Origin of the sequence: Pseudomonas sp. 30_B (assembly GCF_017491605.1) — a bacterium.
GTDB lineage: Bacteria > Pseudomonadota > Gammaproteobacteria > Pseudomonadales > Pseudomonadaceae > Pseudomonas.
The window spans coordinates 19,399-35,882 of record NZ_JAFGYY010000027.1; the positions used below are offsets into that span (position 1 = coordinate 19,399).

Sequence of the window (16,484 nt, forward strand, 5' to 3'; positions counted from 1 at the left end):
CCTACAAGCGAGGCGCGATTGTAGGGATTCCCGCGTAACGGCTCCAGCTATGGGGACGATTAGTATCGGCAGGGCTCATGGCTCTGATGGCGAGAGCGTTGCCGGACGGCCCCGGAGGGATCGGGAGAGGGGGGAGGGAGGTTTTGCCAGGGATAGGACTTTTAAAACTAGCGCTCCGCGAAGGCCTCGCCAAGCTATTTCGACGCAGGAAGAAAAAAAGCTGCTTGAGAAGGAAAAAGACTTTTTATCGTCATGTTTTTTCCTGTATTTCTGGAGACGTAGACCGCCGAACCCTGCAGACAGGTGGCGGCCCCGGCCCGTCCCCTCATATGCAGTGCTCTCGTGCCCCGGTAGCGAGAGCTGGCGGCTCACCGCGCGGCGGAGCGCTGTAATGGCATTCCGTCGTAACGCCCCACTAAGAGGTGAACCGCGTATGGATGACCATGGACGCTCCAGCCCGACCCAGCCCACCCTGTACGTCCTCGATACCAACGTTCTGATCCACGATCCAAACGCCTTGCTGAATTTCCAGGAGCACCACGTCGCGATCCCGATGACGGTGCTGGAGGAACTGGACAAGCTCAAGACCGGCAAGCACACCGTGGCTGCGGAATGCCGCCAGGCGATCCGCCTCATCGATTCGGTGCTGGGAGAAGCAACCCCCGAGCAGGTGGAGGATGGGGTTCCCATCCAGCGTGGCAAGAGCGGCCCCTGCGGCAGTCTGTCGATCCTCATGAGCAAGCGGGCCGAGCCGATCACCTGGCTGCCCGAGCACCTGAACGACAACAAGATCATCAACCAGCTGGTGGAGCTGAAGAGTCGCCACAGCAGCAAGCGCGTGGTGCTGGTCACCAAAGACATCAACATGCGCCTGAAGGCGCGTGCCTGCGGGGTGTTCGCCGAGGACTACCACACTGACCAGCTGGTGGATGACGTCAACCTGCTGTCGCGTGGCTATCACTCGCTGTCCGGCTCGTTCTGGGACCGCGTGAGCAAGGTCGAGACCCGTCAGGACCATGGGCGTACCTGGCATCGCGTGCAGCTCACCGACAACCTGCCGGCCGTGCACATCAACGAGTTCATCGTCGACGAGCAGGGCTTCGTCGGCTGGATCAAGGGCATCCAGCAGGATGAGCTGCTGATCCTCGACCTGCACCAGGAGCCGCTGCTGCACCAGGAAGCCTGGGGCCTCAGGCCGCGCGACATCTACCAGGCGCTGGCGCTCTATGCGCTGCTCGACCCGGACATCCACCTGGTCAACCTGTCCGGCGCCGCGGGCTCGGGCAAGACCATCCTGGCCCTGGCCGCCGCCATCGAGCAGACCATGGTCAGCAAGCGCTACCGTCGGATCATCGCCACCCGCAGCGTGCAGGGGCTGGACGAGGACATCGGCTTCCTGCCGGGCACCGAGGCGGAGAAGATGGAGCCCTGGCTCGGCGCCATCACCGACAACCTGGAGGCGCTGCATTCGGATGACGAGTGCACCCACGGCAGCGTCGACTACATCCTCAGCAAGGTGCCGCTGCAGTTCAAATCGCTGAACTACATCCGCGGCCGCAGCTTCCAGCAGAGCCTGATCCTCATCGACGAGTGCCAGAACCTCACCCCGCACCAGATGAAGACCATCATCACCCGTGCCGGCAACGGCTCGAAGGTGGTCTGTCTGGGCAACCTGGCGCAGATCGACACACCGTACCTGTCGGCGACCAGCTCGGGCCTGACCTACCTGACCGAGCGCTTCAAGGACTTCCCCCACGGCGTGCACGTGACCCTGCAAGGGGTGCCGCGCTCGGTGCTGGCGGAGTTTGCCGAAGCCCATCTGTAACCACCCCGGCCCGCCAATCGGCGGGCCTTTTCTTCCGGCGCAGCGGTTCGTCGCGAGCCGCTGTCGCTGCATCGCCCGAGCACGCGCGCATACCTCTTTTTGTATACAATCCTCTCCCCATCGCGCCGCTCGCCGTACTGCCAGCCGAGCGCCCCGGGGTTACACTGTCCCCTTGATCGTCCGCAATCTCCGGAGAGTTCCTGCCCGTGCTGACCCATCTCGATTCCCAAGGCCGCGCCAACATGGTCGACGTCACCGAAAAAGCCGTGACGTCCCGCGAGGCGGTGGCCGAAGCCCGGGTGCGCATGCTCCCGGACACCCTCAGGCTGATCCAGGATGGCGGCCACCCCAAGGGCGACGTGTTCGCCGTGGCGCGCATCGCCGGCATCCAGGCGGCGAAGAAGACCCATGAGCTGATCCCGCTGTGCCACCCGCTGCTGCTCACCAGCGTCAAGGTCGAGCTGACCGCCGAGGGTGAAGACACCGTGCACATCGTCGCCCGCTGCAAGCTGGCCGGGCAGACCGGTGTGGAGATGGAAGCGCTGACCGCCGCCAGCGTCGCCGCGCTGACCATCTACGACATGTGCAAGGCCGTGGACCGTGGCATGATCATCGACAGCGTGCGCGTGCTGGAGAAGCTCGGCGGCAAGAGCGGTCATTACGTTGCTACAGAAGGCGTAGCAGGAGACACCCCATGATCCGCGTGCAGTACTTCGCCCGCTACCGCGAAGCCCTCGGCCTGGACGGCGAGCAACTGAACTGGAGCGAGTCCCTGGCCAGCCTGGACGACCTGCGCGGTCTGTTGCTGGAGCGGGGCGGCGCCTGGGCGGTGCTGGGCGAGCAGAACCTGATGTGCGCGCGCAACCAGGAGCTGTGCTCCCTCGACGAGCCCCTCGCCGATGGCGACGAGGTGGCCTTCTTCCCCACCGTGACCGGAGGCTGAGGCCATGACGATCCGCGTCCAGTCGGCGGCCTTCGATCCGGGCGCCGAACTCAATGCGCTGCACGACGCCAACGTCGGGGTCGGCGCGGTGGTCGGCTTCGTCGGCTATGTACGCGACTTCAATGAGGGCCGCGAGGTGGGCGGCATGTTCCTCGAACACTACCCCGGCATGACCGAGAAGGCCCTGGAGAAGATCGCCGTCGAGGCCCGCGAGCGCTGGCCGCTGCTGCGCCTGGACATCCTGCATCGCATCGGCCGCCTGGAGCCGGGCGAGCCCATCGTCTTCGTCGGCACCGCCAGTGCGCACCGCCAGGCGGCGTTCGACGCCTGCAACTTCGTCATGGACTACCTCAAGACCCGCGCGCCGTTCTGGAAGAAGGAAGACACCACAGACGGTCCGCGCTGGGTCGAAGGCCGCTGCAGCGACAAGGAAGCCGCGGAGCGTTGGAAGAGCTGAGCCATCTGACTGCGGTTTTTGACGCGCTGCGGGCCAATCGCGGACGGAGTCCGCTCCTACACCCATGCTCAGCCCCGAAGCGCCATTGTAGGAGCGGGCCATGCCCGCGATCGCGCGCATGGCGCGCTCCTGCAGGTTGGCTCCCAGCGTCTCCATTCGCGTAGGAGCGGACTTTGTCCGCGATGGCTTCTGGCGCGTTGCAGGTTAATCGCAAGGGTATCTGCTCCTACTGCCCCGCACGCGCCGGGGTAGTACCTCCTAGGAGGAATGGGCGGTAGAGGGGAAGGGGCGCAGGCTGGCGCCAGCCCTTTTTGCTCCCTACCGGAGAGCCCTTCATGAGCCATCTCAGCACCCCGGAATTCCAGCCGCTGGAGATCGCGGTCCTCACCGTCAGCGATACCCGCAGCCTGCACAACGACACCTCCGGCCAGGCCCTGGTGACCTCGCTGCAACGCGCCGGCCATGCCCTCGCTCAGCGCCGGCTGGTGATCGACGACATCTACCAGATCCGCGCCGTGGTCTCGGCCTGGATCGCCGATCCCAAGGTCCAGGTCGGCCTGATCACCGGCGGCACCGGCTTCACCGTCCGCGACAACACCCCACAGGCCGTCGCGCCCTTGCTGGAGCGCACCGTGGATGGCTTCGGCGAACTGTTCCGGCAGATTTCCCGCGAGGAAATCGGCACCTCCACCCTCCAGTCCCGTGCCATCGCCGGCATCAGCAACGGCACGCTGATCTGCTGCCTGCCCGGCTCCACCGGCGCCTGCCTGACCGCCTGGGAAAAGATCCTCCTGCAGCAGCTCGACAGCCGCACCAGGCCCTGCAATTTCGTCCCCCATCTCAAGCGCCTGCCCGAGCGCCCGGTGCTGGCCTGCGGTACACGCGCATGAGCACCTGCGGTTGTTCCGGCGCCGGCCTGCGTCCGGTGGACGAGGCCATTGCCGCGCTGATGGATTTCGTCCCCCTGGCGCCGCCGACCGTGCGCGTCGATCTGGAGCATGCGCTGGGCCGCGTGCTGGCCGAGGACGTGCGCTCCCCCATCGACCTGCCACTGTGGGACAACAGTGCGATGGACGGCTACGCCCTGCACAGCACCGACATGGGCCCGGCTGGCGCGCGGCTGAATATCGCCGGCTGCATCGCTGCCGGCGATGCAGCCCAGGTCGAACTGCAATCCGGCCAGGCCATGCGCATCTTCACCGGCGCGCCGTTGCCGCCGGGGGCGGACAGCGTGATCGCCCAGGAAGACTGCCAGGTCGATGGCGACTGGCTGCAGGTGCCCGTGGTCACCCATGGCAGCCATGTGCGCCGTCGCGGTGAGGAACTGTGCGAAGGCGATGCCTTGCTCAGTGCCGGAAAGAAACTGCGCGCGCAGGATCTCGGCCTGCTCGCCAGCGTCGGACTGGACCGCGTAAACGTCTACCGCCCGCTGCGCGTCTGCCTGCTGAGCAGCGGCGACGAACTTCGCGAGCCCGGTGAGCCACTGGCGCCGGGGCAGATCTACAACGCCAACCGCTTCAGCATCGGCGCGTTGCTGCGCGGCTGGGGCATGGAAGTCCACGACTACGGCGTGCTCGCCGACACCCTGGTGGCCAGCCGCGATGCGCTGAGTTTGGCCGCGTCGGAATGGGACGTCCTGATCACCAGCGGCGGCGTGTCGGTGGGGGACCGCGACTACCTCAAGCAGGCGATCCAGGAGCTGGGTGAGTTGCACCTGTGGAAGCTGAAGATGCAGCCGGGCAAGCCGCTGGTCTTCGGCAGCATCGCCGGCAAGCCGTGGATCGGCCTGCCGGGCAATCCGGCCGCCGCGCTGGTCACCGCACTGGTGGTGGCGCGGCCGTTCCTCTGGCGTGCCCAGGGGCACGGCGATGTGGAGACGCTGCCGGTGACATTGCCGGCGGGCTTCGACTGGCCCACGGCCAACTCGCGGCGCCAGTACCTGCGCGCGCGCCTGGAGCTGGATGAGACCGGCGTGGCCCGCATCTGCCTGCACCCGCAGCAGGGCTCGGCCATGCTGCGCGCGGCGAGCTGGGCCGACGGCCTGGCGGTGGTGGAGGCCGGGCGCACCCTGCGTGTGGGCGAGCCGCTGCCCTTTCTGTCGTTCAGCGAACTCGGCGCCTGACACCCTTCCGGCTGCCCTGTGTGCTCTTGTAGGAGTGGGCCATGCCTGCGATCGCGACGCCTCGCCTCCATCGTCGCAGGAGATTGGCGGATAACGCCTGTGGCGTTATGCGCCCTACGTGCTGAATCAAGCCGCGCGGAGGACTACCGCCTGTGAGGTAGGGCGTACAACCGTTCGCGGTTGTACGCCGATACACCAGGCGTATCGGCGACCCCATGGTTGAGTTCGGAGTGCTCTGGAGCCACGGCTAGACGGCGTATAACGTCGAACGTTATACGCCCTACGACTGGGCTTCAGACCAAATGGTTCTCCACCGCCCACACCGCCGCCTCGACGCGCGAACGCATGCCCAGCTTGTGCAGCACGCGCTTGACGTGGACCTTCACGGTGCCTTCGGTGATGTCGAGTTTGCGCGCGATCATCTTGTTGCTGTAGCCGTGGGAGAGCTGGCGGAGGATCTGCCGCTCGCGGTCGGTGAGTTCCTCGATGCCCTTCGGGCGGTCGTCGCCGCGCAAGGCCTGGGCCAGTACCTGGGTCAACTGCGGGCTGATGGTGAGCTGGCCGGTGGCAGCCTGGCGGATGTGTTCCAGCAGGCGCTCGGGCTCCATGTCCTTGAGCAGGTAGCCGTCGGCGCCGGCGCGCAGCACGTTGATCACGTCGTTGCGGTCATCGGAGACGGTGAACACCACGATGCGCGCGTCCTCGCCGTTCTCGCGCATGGCGCGCAGGGTATCGAGGCCGGTCATGCCCTTCATGTTGAGGTCGAGCAGGATCATGTCCGGCTCCAGCTCCGCGGCCAGGCGCAGCGCTTCCTCGCCGCTGCCGGCTTCGCCCACCACTTCCAGGTCGTCCTCGAACTCCAGCAACTGGACCACGCCCTTGCGCATCATCGGGTGGTCGTCGACGAGCAGGATGCGCGCGCGGTCGTCGGTGGGGGTGGCCGTCATGGGTGAGTCTCCGGGTACTGCGACAGGGGTTTGTGGGTGAAGCGCACGCTGACGCGGGTGCCCTGCGGTTCACGCGGGGCGATGCTGAAGGCGGCGTCCAGGGTCTGGCTGCGCTCCCGCATGATGCTAAGCCCATAGTGCCCGTTGCGGCTCTGCGCTGGGTCAAAGCCGACGCCGTCATCGTCGACGGTGATGCACACCTGGTCCTGCGCATCCTCGAAAAGGGCCACCGTTGCGTGGCTCGCCCGGGCATGGCGCACCACGTTGGACAGTGCCTCGCGGACGATCTGCAGGATGTGGATTTCCTCGTTGGGGTTGAGCGGGATATGCGCCAGGCGGTTGTCCAGCTCGATGGTCAGGTCGCCGCGCTCGCCGAACTCTTCCACGGTCTTCACCAGCGCCGCTTCCAGGCTGGACTGTTCCAGGCTCAGGCGGAAAGTGGTGAGCAATTCGCGAAGCTGGCGGTAGGCGCTGTTCAGGCCTTCGCGCAGTTCGCCCAGGGTTTCATCGATCTTCTGGGGCGGCACGTCGCGCTTGAGCAGGGTGGCCAGGCGGCTGACCTGGATCTTCAGGTAGGACAGCGATTGGGCCAGCGAGTCGTGCAGCTCGCGGGCGATGGTGCCGCGCTCGGCGAACAGCGCCAGGCGGTTCTCCTGCTCCTGTTGCAGGGAGAGGGCGAAGGTGCGCGCGATGTTGTCGCAGAAGCCTTCGACGAACTGGCGTTGCCAATCTTCCAGGCGGCCGCTGGCGGTCTCGATGAACAGTTCGCCGAAGCGGTGCTCGCCGATGGACAGCGGCTGCATCAGTAGCGGGTTGAGTCCCTTGACCGGCTCGCTGCAGTGGTCGGCCTGGGCGCGGCATTCGCCGCAGTTGCCCAGCAGGCAGAAGCCGCCGGTGATGCCATCGGTGGTGAGCGAGGTGTAGGCGCGCTCGACGCCGTCCTTGTTCAGGCACAGGGTCACCTTGCCGGCCTGCAGCACGCGCTCCAGCTGGTTCAGCAGCGGTTGCAGGGTGCGCTCGTCGTACGGGTCCTGGCCCAGGCGGCGGGCGCTGTCGTAGAGCAGTTCCAGGCGCTGGTGACTGTTGGAGAGGGCGCGGGTCTTCTCCTCCACCCGTGCCTCCAGCTCGCGGTGGCTGGCCTGAAGCTCCCCGGCCATCTGGTTGAAGCGCTCGCCCAGTTGGCTCAGTTCGTCCTCGCCGCTGCTGCTGACCCGTGCGTCGAGGTCGCCTTCGCCCAGGCGGCGGGCCGTGGTGGTGAGTTCGCGCAGCGGACCGACCACGTGGTAGCTCAGGTCGTAGAGGCTGATGAACACCACCAGCAGGCTGAGGAACAGGCACAGGCCCTGCACCGTGCTGAGCATCTGCGAGCGCTGCTCGGCGTTGCTCTGCAGCGTGCCGACGAAGGCATCGATGTGGCTGACGAAGGTGTCCAGGGTTTCCAGTGCCGGAGCCTGGGCCAGGTCGAGCTTGTTCAGTTCCTGGCGCAATTGCTCCTGTTGCAGGCGGATCGGCGCATCGGCGTCGGCGCGGCGCAGCAGACGAGTGATCTCCTCGCTGTCCAGGCGTGCGCGCAGCGTGGCTTGCAGTGCCTGGCGGTTGATCGGCGAAGGGTCCAGCGCCAGGCGGTAGGTGAGCATGCGCAACGAGCCGGCCTGGTTGATCACCGCCGCATCCTGATGGGAATAGTCGGCGAACAGCAGGGCGCTGAACATGCCGGCCAGCGCCAGCGACACCAGCAGGGTGAGGTAGCAGCCGAAGCGCACGACGATGGATTTGCGCAGGGCAGGGCGGCTGGCGGGTGTACTACCCACAAAGAATCGGTCGTTGCCGGAAGGCTCCGCAGGGTGCACCGGGTTCATTAAAAAAGCCTTTAAAAACAATTAATTAATGGTTAATCGAAGAGATACCTACTTGGAGGTAGCAACGCTCATCTGCTCATGAAATGCCCTTTGGCTCATTGATGGCGGTCAAGAGAAGGGGCTTAGGCCTTACCTAACGTGCGGGCAAAGGCCGTCAGTAAGTGAGCTAAGCCATGTTGTCCCACCGTCAGAAGCAGTACTCCGTGCTCGGCATGAGCACACTGGCGTTCGCCGTGAACTTCGCGGTCTGGACGATGTTTTCCATTATCGGTATCCGCATCAAGGAGGAGCTGGGCCTGTCCGAGGCGCAGTTCGGTCTGATGGTGGCGCTGCCGATCCTTACCGGTGCCCTGGCGCGCCTGCCCCTGGGGCTGATCACCGACCGCTTCGGCGGCCGCATCGTGTTCTTCATCCACATGCTGCTGGTGGCCATCCCGATCTACGGCCTGGCCTTCGCCACCCTGTACTGGCACTACCTGGTGCTGGGGCTGTTCGTCGGCCTGGCCGGTGGTTCTTTCGCGGTGGGCATCGCCTATACCTCCTCGTGGTTCGAGAAGGATCGCCAGGGCACCGCCATGGGCATCTTCGGCGCCGGCAACGCAGGCGCGGCGATCACCAACCTGGTGGCGCCGATGATCGTGGTCGCCTTCGGCTGGCGCATGGTCCCGCAGATCTACTCGGTGGCCATGCTGGTGACCGCGCTGCTGTTCTGGCTCTGCACCTGGACCGACCCGGCCCACGCCAAGGGCGGCGACGCCGACCCGAGCCGTCCGCGCCCGACCCTGGCCAAGCAGCTGGCCCCGCTGGGCGAACTGCGCGTGTGGCGCTTCGGCCTGTACTACTTCTTCGTCTTCGGCGGCTTCGTCGCCCTGGCCCTGTGGCTGCCCAAGTACTACATCGCCGAGTTCGGCCTGGACCTGCGCACCGCGTCCTTCATCACCATGCTGTTCACCCTGCCGTCGGGCCTGATCCGCGCCCTGGGCGGCTGGTTCAGCGACCACTACGGTGCCCGCGCGGTGAACTGGGGCGTGTTCTGGATCTGCCTGGTGTGCCTGTTCTTCCTGTCGTATCCGCCGACCACCATGACCATCCACGGCATCAAGGGTGACGTCAGCCTCGGCATCGGCCTGAACGTCTGGCTGTTCACCTTCCTGGTGTTCGTCGTCGGCATCGCCCAGGGCTTCGGCAAGGCCAGCGTGTACCGGATCATCCACGACTACTACCCGCAGAACATGGGCACCGTCGGCGGCATGGTCGGGGTCATCGGCGGCCTCGGCGGCTTCTGCCTGCCCATCCTGTTCGGCTACGCCGCCGATCACATCGGCGTGCGCTCCTCCTGCTTCATGTTGCTGTTCGGCCTGACCGTGGTCTGCATGGTCTGGATGCACTACGCGATCAAACAGCAGCAACGCCTCGACGGCCAGGCCCGGGCGGCCGACGTCGACGCTACCCCCATTCCTTCCAGTCAATCCTGAGGTAGTGCCGTCATGGGCATGATCAACACCCAACTCAAAGCCGCCAGCGGTCCGCTGCTGATCGACTGGCGCCCCGAAGACTCCGAGTTCTGGGCGCAGAGCGGCAAGCGTATCGCCGCGCGCAACCTGTGGATCTCGATCCCCGCACTGCTGCTCGCCTTCTCCGTGTGGATGATCTGGAGCACGGTCACCGTGCGCCTGAACGCCGCCGGTTTCAGCTTCAGCAACGACCAGTTGTTCCTGCTCGCCGCGCTGCCGTCGATCTCCGGCGCCACCCTGCGGGTGTTCTACTCCTTCATGGTGCCGGTGTTCGGCGGCCGCCGCTGGACCGCGCTGTCCACCGCCTCCCTGCTGATCCCCTGCATCTGGCTCGGCTTCGCTGTGCAGAACCCAGAAACGCCTTACTGGGTGTTCGCCACCATCGCGCTGCTGTGCGGCTTCGGTGGCGGCAACTTCGCCTCCAGCATGTCCAACATCAGCTTCTTCTACCCGAAGAACCAGCAGGGCACCGCCCTGGGACTGAACGCCGGCCTGGGTAACCTGGGCGTCTCGGTGATGCAGTTCGCCGTACCGCTGGCGGTGGCCGGTGGCCTGTTCGGCGCCTTCGGTGGCGAGCCGCAGCAGCTGTCGGACGGCGGTCGCCTGTTCCTGCAGAACGCCGGCTGGATCTGGGTGCCCTTCATCGCCGTGGTGTCGGTGGCCGCCTGGTTCGGCATGAACGACATCGCCGATGCCAAGGCCTCGTTCCGCGAGCAGTCGGTGATCTTCAAACGCAAGCACAACTGGCTGATGTGCTGGCTGTACGTGGCCACCTTCGGTTCGTTCATCGGCTTCTCCGCCGGCTTCGCCATGCTCAGCAAGACCCAGTTCCCGGACATCAACCCGCTGCAGTACGCCTTCCTCGGCCCGCTGGTGGGCGCCCTGAGCCGGCCGCTGGGCGGCTGGCTGGCGGACAAGTTCGGCGGCGCACGCATCACCCTGTGGAACTACGTGGCGATGATCGCCGGCGTGTTCGCGGTGATCAGCTTCCTGCCCGGCGCCTCGGGTGCCGGTAGCTTCTTCGGCTTCCTTGGCTCCTTCATCGCGCTGTTCTTCTTCGCCGGCATCGGCAACGGCAGCACCTTCCGCATGATCCCGGTGATCTTCCGTAACGAGTGGGCCGCACGCCTGAAGCAGGGCGGCTTCAGCGAGGCGCAGGCGACCAAGAGCGCCAGCATGGAGTCGGCCGCGGTGATCGGTTTCTCCGCCGCCATCGGTGCCTACGGTGGCTTCTTCATTCCCAAGGCGTTCGGCACCTCGCTGGCCATGACCGGCAGTGCCGAGGGCGCCCTCTACGTGTTCGTCGCCTACTACCTGAGCTGCATCGTCGTCACCTGGTGGTGGTACGCGCGCAAGGGAGCGGAGAGCCCCTGCTGATTGCCGTGGCGTGCGCCCAGTGCGCCCGCCGCAAGACCCGTTTCGCGAGCTTGATTAGCGTTTGAACGCCCGGCGTAGACCGGGTGAGGAGATACAGATGAGTTACCTGCTCGACCGCCTGCAATTCTTCAAGAAGAAGCAGGGTGAATTCGCCGATGGTCACGGCGAAGTCTCCAACGAGAGCCGTGCCTGGGAAAACAGCTACCGGCAGCGCTGGCAGCATGACAAGATCGTGCGCTCTACCCACGGGGTGAACTGCACCGGCTCGTGCTCCTGGAAGATCTACGTGAAGAACGGCCTGATCACCTGGGAAACCCAGCAGACCGACTACCCGCGCACCCGCCCGGACCTGCCCAACCACGAGCCGCGCGGCTGCCCCCGTGGCGCCAGCTACTCCTGGTACATGTACAGCGCCAACCGCCTGAAATACCCCAAGGTACGCAAGCCACTGCTCAAGCTCTGGCGTGAAGCCCGCGCCACCCACAAAGACCCGGTGAACGCCTGGGCCAGCATCGTCGAGGACTCCGCCAAGGCGAAGAGCTACAAGAGCGAGCGCGGCCTGGGCGGCTTCATCCGTTCGAGCTGGAACGAAGTCACCGAGATCATCGCCGCCGCCAACGTCTACACCGCCAAGACTTATGGCCCGGACCGCGTCATCGGCTTCTCGCCGATCCCGGCCATGTCCATGGTCAGCTACGCCGCTGGCGCCCGTTACCTGTCGCTGATCGGCGGCGTGTGCCTGAGCTTCTACGACTGGTACTGCGACCTTCCTCCCGCATCGCCACAAATCTGGGGCGAGCAGACCGACGTGCCGGAATCGGCCGACTGGTACAACTCCAGCTACATCATCGCCTGGGGCTCCAACGTCCCGCAGACCCGTACCCCCGACGCGCACTTCTTCACCGAAGTCCGCTACAAGGGCACCAAGACCGTGGCCGTCACTCCGGACTACTCCGAAGTGGCCAAGCTCACCGACCTCTGGCTCAACCCCAAGCAGGGCACCGACGCCGCGCTGGGCATGGCCTTCGGTCACGTCATCCTCAAGGAATTCCACCTCGAGAAACCCAGCGCCTACTTCGTCGACTACTGCCGCCAGTACACCGACATGCCGATGCTGGTGCTGCTGGAGCCGCACACCGATGGCGTGCTCAAGCCGACCCGCTACCTGCGCGCGGCGGACCTGGCGAACAACCTCGGCCAGGACAACAACCCCGAGTGGAAGACCATCGGCCTGGACGAAATCTCCGGCGAGCTGGTTTCGCCCACCGGCGCCATCGGCTATCGCTGGGGCGAGTCGGGCAAGTGGAACATCGAGGAAACCGAAGGCGGCGAGAAGCGTGAAACCCGCCTGGCGCTGACCCTGATCGACGGCCCGGAAAAGGCCTGCGACGTCGGCTTCCCGTACTTCGCCGGCCAGGAGCACCCGCACTTCAAGGGCGTGGACAACGACGAGGTACTGGTGCGCCGCGTACCCTTCCGCGAAGTTACCGGCGCCGACGGCCAGACCCTGCGCGTCGCCACCGTGTATGACCTGCAGATGGCCAACTACAGCGTCGACCGTGGCCTGGGTGGCGCCAACGTGGCCGCGTCCTACACCGACGCCGACGTGCCCTACACCCCGGCCTGGCAGGCGCGCATCACCGGCGTACCGGCCGCCCGCGCCATCCAGGTGGCCCGCGAGTTCGCCGACAGCGCCGACAAGACCCACGGCAAGGCCATGGTCATCATCGGCGCCGCGATGAACCACTGGTACCACATGGACATGAACTACCGCGCGGTCATCAACATGCTGATGATGTGCGGCTGCATCGGCCAGAGCGGTGGCGGCTGGGCGCACTACGTCGGCCAGGAAAAACTCCGCCCGCAGACCGGCTGGGTCCCGCTGGCCTTCGGCACCGACTGGAGCCGCCCGCCGCGGCAGATGAACGGCACCAGCTTCTTCTACCTGCACAGCTCGCAGTGGCGCCACGAGAAGATCTCGATGCACGAAGTCCTCTCGCCGCTGGCCGATACCAAGCAATTCCCCGAGCACGCGCTGGACTACAACATCCGCGCCGAACGCATGGGCTGGCTGCCATCCGCCCCGCAGCTCAACCGCAACCCGCTGCGCATCGCCGCCGACGCCGAGAAGGCCGGCCTGCCGGTGCAGGACTACGTGGTGCGCGAGCTCAAGGCCGGCAACCTGCGTATCGCCAGCGAGCAGCCGGACGATCCGCAGAACTTCCCGCGCAACATGTTCATCTGGCGCTCCAACCTGCTCGGCTCCTCCGGCAAGGGTCACGAGTACATGCTCAAGTACCTGCTGGGCGCGAAGAACGGCGTGATGAACGACGACCTCGGCAAGGCCGGTGGTCCCTGCCCGGGCGAAGTCGACTGGGTCGATGAGGGCGCCGAAGGCAAGCTGGACCTGGTCACCACCCTGGACTTCCGCATGTCTTCCACCTGCATGTACTCGGACATCGTCCTGCCGACCGCGACCTGGTACGAGAAGGACGACCTCAACACCTCCGACATGCACCCCTTCATCCACCCGCTGTCGGCTGCCACCGACCCGGCCTGGGAAGCCAAGAGCGACTGGGAGATCTACAAGGCCATCGCGAAGAAATTCTCCGAGGTTTCCGTCGGCCACCTGGGCGTGGAGAAGGACCTGGTGACCGTGCCGCTGCTGCACGATACCGCCAACGAGCTCGCGCAGCCCTTCGGCGGCAGCGACTGGAAGAAGGGCGAGTGCGATCCCTTGCCGGGCAAGACCATGCCGACCCTGCATGTGGTCGAGCGTGACTACCCGAACACCTACAAGAAGTTCACCTCCCTCGGCCCGCTGCTGGACAAGCTGGGCAACGGCGGCAAGGGCATCGGTTGGAACACCGAGAAGGAAGTGAAGCTGCTCGGCGAGCTGAACCATCGCGTGACCGAACCGGGGATCAGCGAAGGTCGTCCACGCATCGAGAGCGCCATCGACGCCGCCGAGGTGATCCTCGCCCTGGCGCCGGAAACCAACGGCCAGGTGGCCGTGAAGGCCTGGGACGCACTGGCGAAGATCACCGGTCGCGAGCACAACCACCTGGCGCTGCCCAAGGAAGAAGAGAAGATCCGCTTCCGCGACGTCCAGGCGCAGCCGCGCAAGATCATCTCCAGCCCGACCTGGTCGGGCCTGGAAGACGAGCACGTGAGCTACAACGCCGGCTACACCAACGTCCACGAGATGATCCCGTGGCGCACCATCACCGGTCGCCAGCAGTTCTACCAGGATCACCCCTGGATGCAGGCCTTCGGCGAAGGCTTCGTCAGCTACCGGCCGCCGGTCAACACCCGCAGCACCGACAAGCTGTTCAACAAGAAGCCCAACGGTCACACCGAGATCACCCTGAACTGGATCACCCCGCACCAGAAGTGGGGCATCCACTCCACCTACAGCGACAACCTGCTGATGCTCACCCTGTCGCGCGGTGGCCCGATCATCTGGATGAGCGAGAACGACGCCAAGCGCGCCGGCATCGAGGACAACGACTGGTGTGAAGTTTTCAACGCCAACGGCGCCGCGACCTGCCGCGCTGTAGTCAGCCAGCGCGTGAAGGACGGCATGGTGATGATGTACCACGCCCAGGAGCGCATCGTGAACCTGCCGGGCAGCGAGACCACCGGCACGCGCGGCGGCCACCACAACTCGGTGACCCGCGTGGTCCTCAAACCCACCCACATGATCGGCGGCTACGCCCAGCAGGCGTGGGGCTTCAACTACTACGGCACCGTCGGCTGCAACCGCGACGAGTTCGTCGTGGTGCGCAAGATGAACAAGGTCGACTGGCTCGACGAGCCGGAGCAGGGCGGACTGGGTGGTGACGCCCTGCCGCAACCGCTGCCCCAGGACATTTGAGGATTACTGCCATGAAAATTCGTTCGCAAGTCGGCATGGTGCTGAACCTCGACAAATGCATCGGTTGCCACACCTGCTCCATCACCTGCAAGAACGTCTGGACCAGCCGCGAGGGCGTCGAGTACGCCTGGTTCAACAACGTCGAAACCAAGCCCGGCATCGGTTACCCGAAAGAGTGGGAAAACCAGGAGAAGTGGAAGGGCGGCTGGAAGCGTAACGCCGACGGCTCCATCGTTCCGCGCATCGGCGGCAAGTTCCGTGTGTTGGCGAACATCTTCGCCAACCCGGACCTTCCGGAGATCGATGACTACTACGAGCCCTTCGACTTCGACTACCAGCACCTGCACACCGCGCCCAAGGCCCAGCACCAGCCGGTCGCCCGTCCTCGCTCGCTGGTCTCCGGCCAGCGCATGCAGAAGATCGAGTGGGGCCCCAACTGGGAGGAAATCCTCGGTACCGAGTTTGCCAAGCGCCGCAAGGACAAGAACTTCGACAAGGTCCAGGCAGACATCTACGGCGAGTACGAAAACACCTTCATGATGTATCTGCCGCGCCTGTGCGAGCACTGCCTGAACCCGGCGTGCGTGGCATCCTGCCCGAGCGGCGCGATCTACAAGCGCGAGGAAGACGGCATCGTCCTGATCGACCAGGACAAGTGCCGCGGCTGGCGCATGTGCATCAGCGGCTGCCCGTACAAGAAGATCTACTTCAACTGGAAGAGCGGCAAATCCGAGAAGTGCATCTTCTGCTATCCGCGCATCGAGGCCGGCCAGCCGACTGTCTGCTCGGAAACCTGCGTGGGCCGCATCCGCTACCTCGGCGTGCTGCTGTATGACGCCGACCGCATCCACGAAGTGGCCACCTGCGAGAACGAGCGCGAGCTGTACCAGAAGCAGCTGGAAATCTTCCTCGACCCGTTCGACCCGAAGGTGATCGAGCAGGCCCGCAAGGACGGTGTGCCGGACAGCGTCATCGAGTCCGCGCAGAAATCGCCGGTGTACAAGCTGGCCATGGACTGGAAGCTGGCCCTGCCGCTGCACCCGGAATACCGCACGCTGCCGATGGTCTGGTACGTGCCGCCGCTGTCGCCGATCCAGAATGCCGCCGCCGAAGGACACATCGGCAGCGACGGAGTGATCCCGGACGTCGAGTCCCTGCGCATCCCCGTGCAGTACCTGGCCAACCTGCTGACCGCCGGCGATACCGCCCCGGTGCTGCTGGCCCTCAAGCGTCTGCTGGCCATGCGCGCCTACAAGCGCTCCGAGCATGTGGAAGGCAAGCAGGACCTGGAAGTGCTGAAGAAGGTCGGCCTGACCGTGAACCAGGTGGAAGAGATGTACCGTTACCTGGCGATCGCCAACTACGAAGACCGCTTCGTCATCCCCACCGCGCACCGTGAGGAAGCGCTGTCGGATGCCTTCGCCGAGCGTTCGGGTTGCGGCTTCAGCTTCGGCAACGGTTGCTCCAGCAACTCCGGCGTGAACCTGTTCGGCGGCAAGGCCGTGGACAAGCGCAACGTCATCCAGACCGTGCAGATACAGGAGTGACGACCATGGCCATCTC

12 protein-coding genes are annotated in these 16,484 nt (G+C 65.4%); 10 read left to right on the plus strand and 2 right to left on the minus strand.

Annotated features, from left to right (window positions below):
- The first annotated feature begins 433 nt into the window (after positions 1–433).
- From J5M67_RS23175 to glp, 6 genes are all read left to right on the plus strand, one after another.
- Positions 434–1,825: a PhoH family protein gene (locus tag J5M67_RS23175; RefSeq protein ID WP_207887689.1), complete on the plus strand. Its 1,392-nt coding sequence runs from the start codon at positions 434–436 to the stop codon at positions 1,823–1,825.
- 206 nt (positions 1,826–2,031) lie between these two features.
- Positions 2,032–2,523: a cyclic pyranopterin monophosphate synthase MoaC gene (gene moaC, locus J5M67_RS23180; RefSeq protein WP_207887690.1), complete on the plus strand. Its 492-nt coding sequence runs from the start codon at positions 2,032–2,034 to the stop codon at positions 2,521–2,523.
- Complete coding sequence (locus J5M67_RS23185) at positions 2,520–2,768, plus strand: MoaD/ThiS family protein (RefSeq protein WP_207887692.1); 249 nt, start codon at positions 2,520–2,522, stop codon at positions 2,766–2,768. The genes moaC and J5M67_RS23185 overlap by 4 nt, the downstream gene beginning before the upstream one ends.
- A gap of 4 nt (positions 2,769–2,772) precedes the next feature.
- Positions 2,773–3,225: a molybdopterin synthase catalytic subunit MoaE gene (gene moaE, locus J5M67_RS23190; protein ID WP_207887694.1), complete on the plus strand. Its 453-nt coding sequence runs from the start codon at positions 2,773–2,775 to the stop codon at positions 3,223–3,225.
- A gap of 335 nt (positions 3,226–3,560) precedes the next feature.
- A complete protein-coding gene (gene moaB / locus J5M67_RS23195; protein WP_207887696.1) occupies positions 3,561–4,115 on the plus strand; it encodes a molybdenum cofactor biosynthesis protein B in 555 nt (184 codons plus the stop codon).
- Complete coding sequence (glp, locus tag J5M67_RS23200) at positions 4,112–5,347, plus strand: gephyrin-like molybdotransferase Glp (RefSeq protein ID WP_207887698.1); 1,236 nt, start codon at positions 4,112–4,114, stop codon at positions 5,345–5,347. The genes moaB and glp overlap by 4 nt, the downstream gene beginning before the upstream one ends.
- Before the next feature lie 293 nt (positions 5,348–5,640).
- Here the strand turns inward: glp and narL are convergent, their stop codons facing one another.
- Together narL and J5M67_RS23210 are read right to left on the minus strand one after the other, a co-directional pair.
- On the minus strand, positions 5,641–6,294 hold the full coding sequence (gene narL, locus J5M67_RS23205; RefSeq protein ID WP_207887700.1) for a two-component system response regulator NarL: 654 nt from the start codon (positions 6,292–6,294) through the stop codon (positions 5,641–5,643).
- A complete protein-coding gene (locus J5M67_RS23210) occupies positions 6,291–8,153 on the minus strand; it encodes a histidine kinase (RefSeq protein WP_207887702.1) in 1,863 nt (620 codons plus the stop codon). The genes narL and J5M67_RS23210 overlap by 4 nt, the downstream gene beginning before the upstream one ends.
- 173 nt (positions 8,154–8,326) lie before the next feature.
- Between J5M67_RS23210 and J5M67_RS23215 the strand changes: the two genes are divergently transcribed.
- The 4 genes from J5M67_RS23215 (at position 8,327) to narH (ending at position 16,468) form a co-directional block, all read left to right on the plus strand.
- Complete coding sequence (locus J5M67_RS23215; protein ID WP_207887704.1) at positions 8,327–9,628, plus strand: NarK/NasA family nitrate transporter; 1,302 nt, start codon at positions 8,327–8,329, stop codon at positions 9,626–9,628.
- Positions 9,629–9,640: 12 nt separating this feature from the next.
- On the plus strand, positions 9,641–11,044 hold the full coding sequence (locus J5M67_RS23220) for a NarK family nitrate/nitrite MFS transporter (protein WP_207887706.1): 1,404 nt from the start codon (positions 9,641–9,643) through the stop codon (positions 11,042–11,044).
- A 97-nt stretch (positions 11,045–11,141) separates the two neighbouring features.
- Positions 11,142–14,921, plus strand: a complete 3,780-nt coding sequence (locus tag J5M67_RS23225) for a nitrate reductase subunit alpha (protein ID WP_207887708.1) — start codon at positions 11,142–11,144, stop codon at positions 14,919–14,921.
- 11 nt (positions 14,922–14,932) lie between these two features.
- Entirely contained in the window at positions 14,933–16,468 is a 1,536-nt protein-coding gene (gene narH, locus J5M67_RS23230) for a nitrate reductase subunit beta (RefSeq protein ID WP_207887710.1), read from the plus strand.
- Positions 16,469–16,484 lie beyond the last annotated feature (16 nt).

What these genes read in the sequence shown, in the direction of transcription:
- J5M67_RS23185 (WP_207887692.1), top strand. Translation starts at nt 2,520, where the DNA reads ATGATCCGCGTGCAGTACTTCGCCCGCTACCGCGAAGCCCTCGGCCTG.
- J5M67_RS23175 (WP_207887689.1), top strand. Translation starts at nt 434, where the DNA reads ATGGATGACCATGGACGCTCCAGCCCGACCCAGCCCACCCTGTACGTC.
- moaB (WP_207887696.1), top strand. Translation starts at nt 3,561, where the DNA reads ATGAGCCATCTCAGCACCCCGGAATTCCAGCCGCTGGAGATCGCGGTC.
- J5M67_RS23225 (WP_207887708.1), top strand. Translation starts at nt 11,142, where the DNA reads ATGAGTTACCTGCTCGACCGCCTGCAATTCTTCAAGAAGAAGCAGGGT.
- narL (WP_207887700.1), bottom strand. Translation starts at nt 6,294, where the DNA reads ATGACGGCCACCCCCACCGACGACCGCGCGCGCATCCTGCTCGTCGAC.
- J5M67_RS23220 (WP_207887706.1), top strand. Translation starts at nt 9,641, where the DNA reads ATGGGCATGATCAACACCCAACTCAAAGCCGCCAGCGGTCCGCTGCTG.
- moaE (WP_207887694.1), top strand. Translation starts at nt 2,773, where the DNA reads ATGACGATCCGCGTCCAGTCGGCGGCCTTCGATCCGGGCGCCGAACTC.
- narH (WP_207887710.1), top strand. Translation starts at nt 14,933, where the DNA reads ATGAAAATTCGTTCGCAAGTCGGCATGGTGCTGAACCTCGACAAATGC.
- J5M67_RS23210 (WP_207887702.1), bottom strand. Translation starts at nt 8,153, where the DNA reads ATGAACCCGGTGCACCCTGCGGAGCCTTCCGGCAACGACCGATTCTTT.
- J5M67_RS23215 (WP_207887704.1), top strand. Translation starts at nt 8,327, where the DNA reads ATGTTGTCCCACCGTCAGAAGCAGTACTCCGTGCTCGGCATGAGCACA.
- glp (WP_207887698.1), top strand. Translation starts at nt 4,112, where the DNA reads ATGAGCACCTGCGGTTGTTCCGGCGCCGGCCTGCGTCCGGTGGACGAG.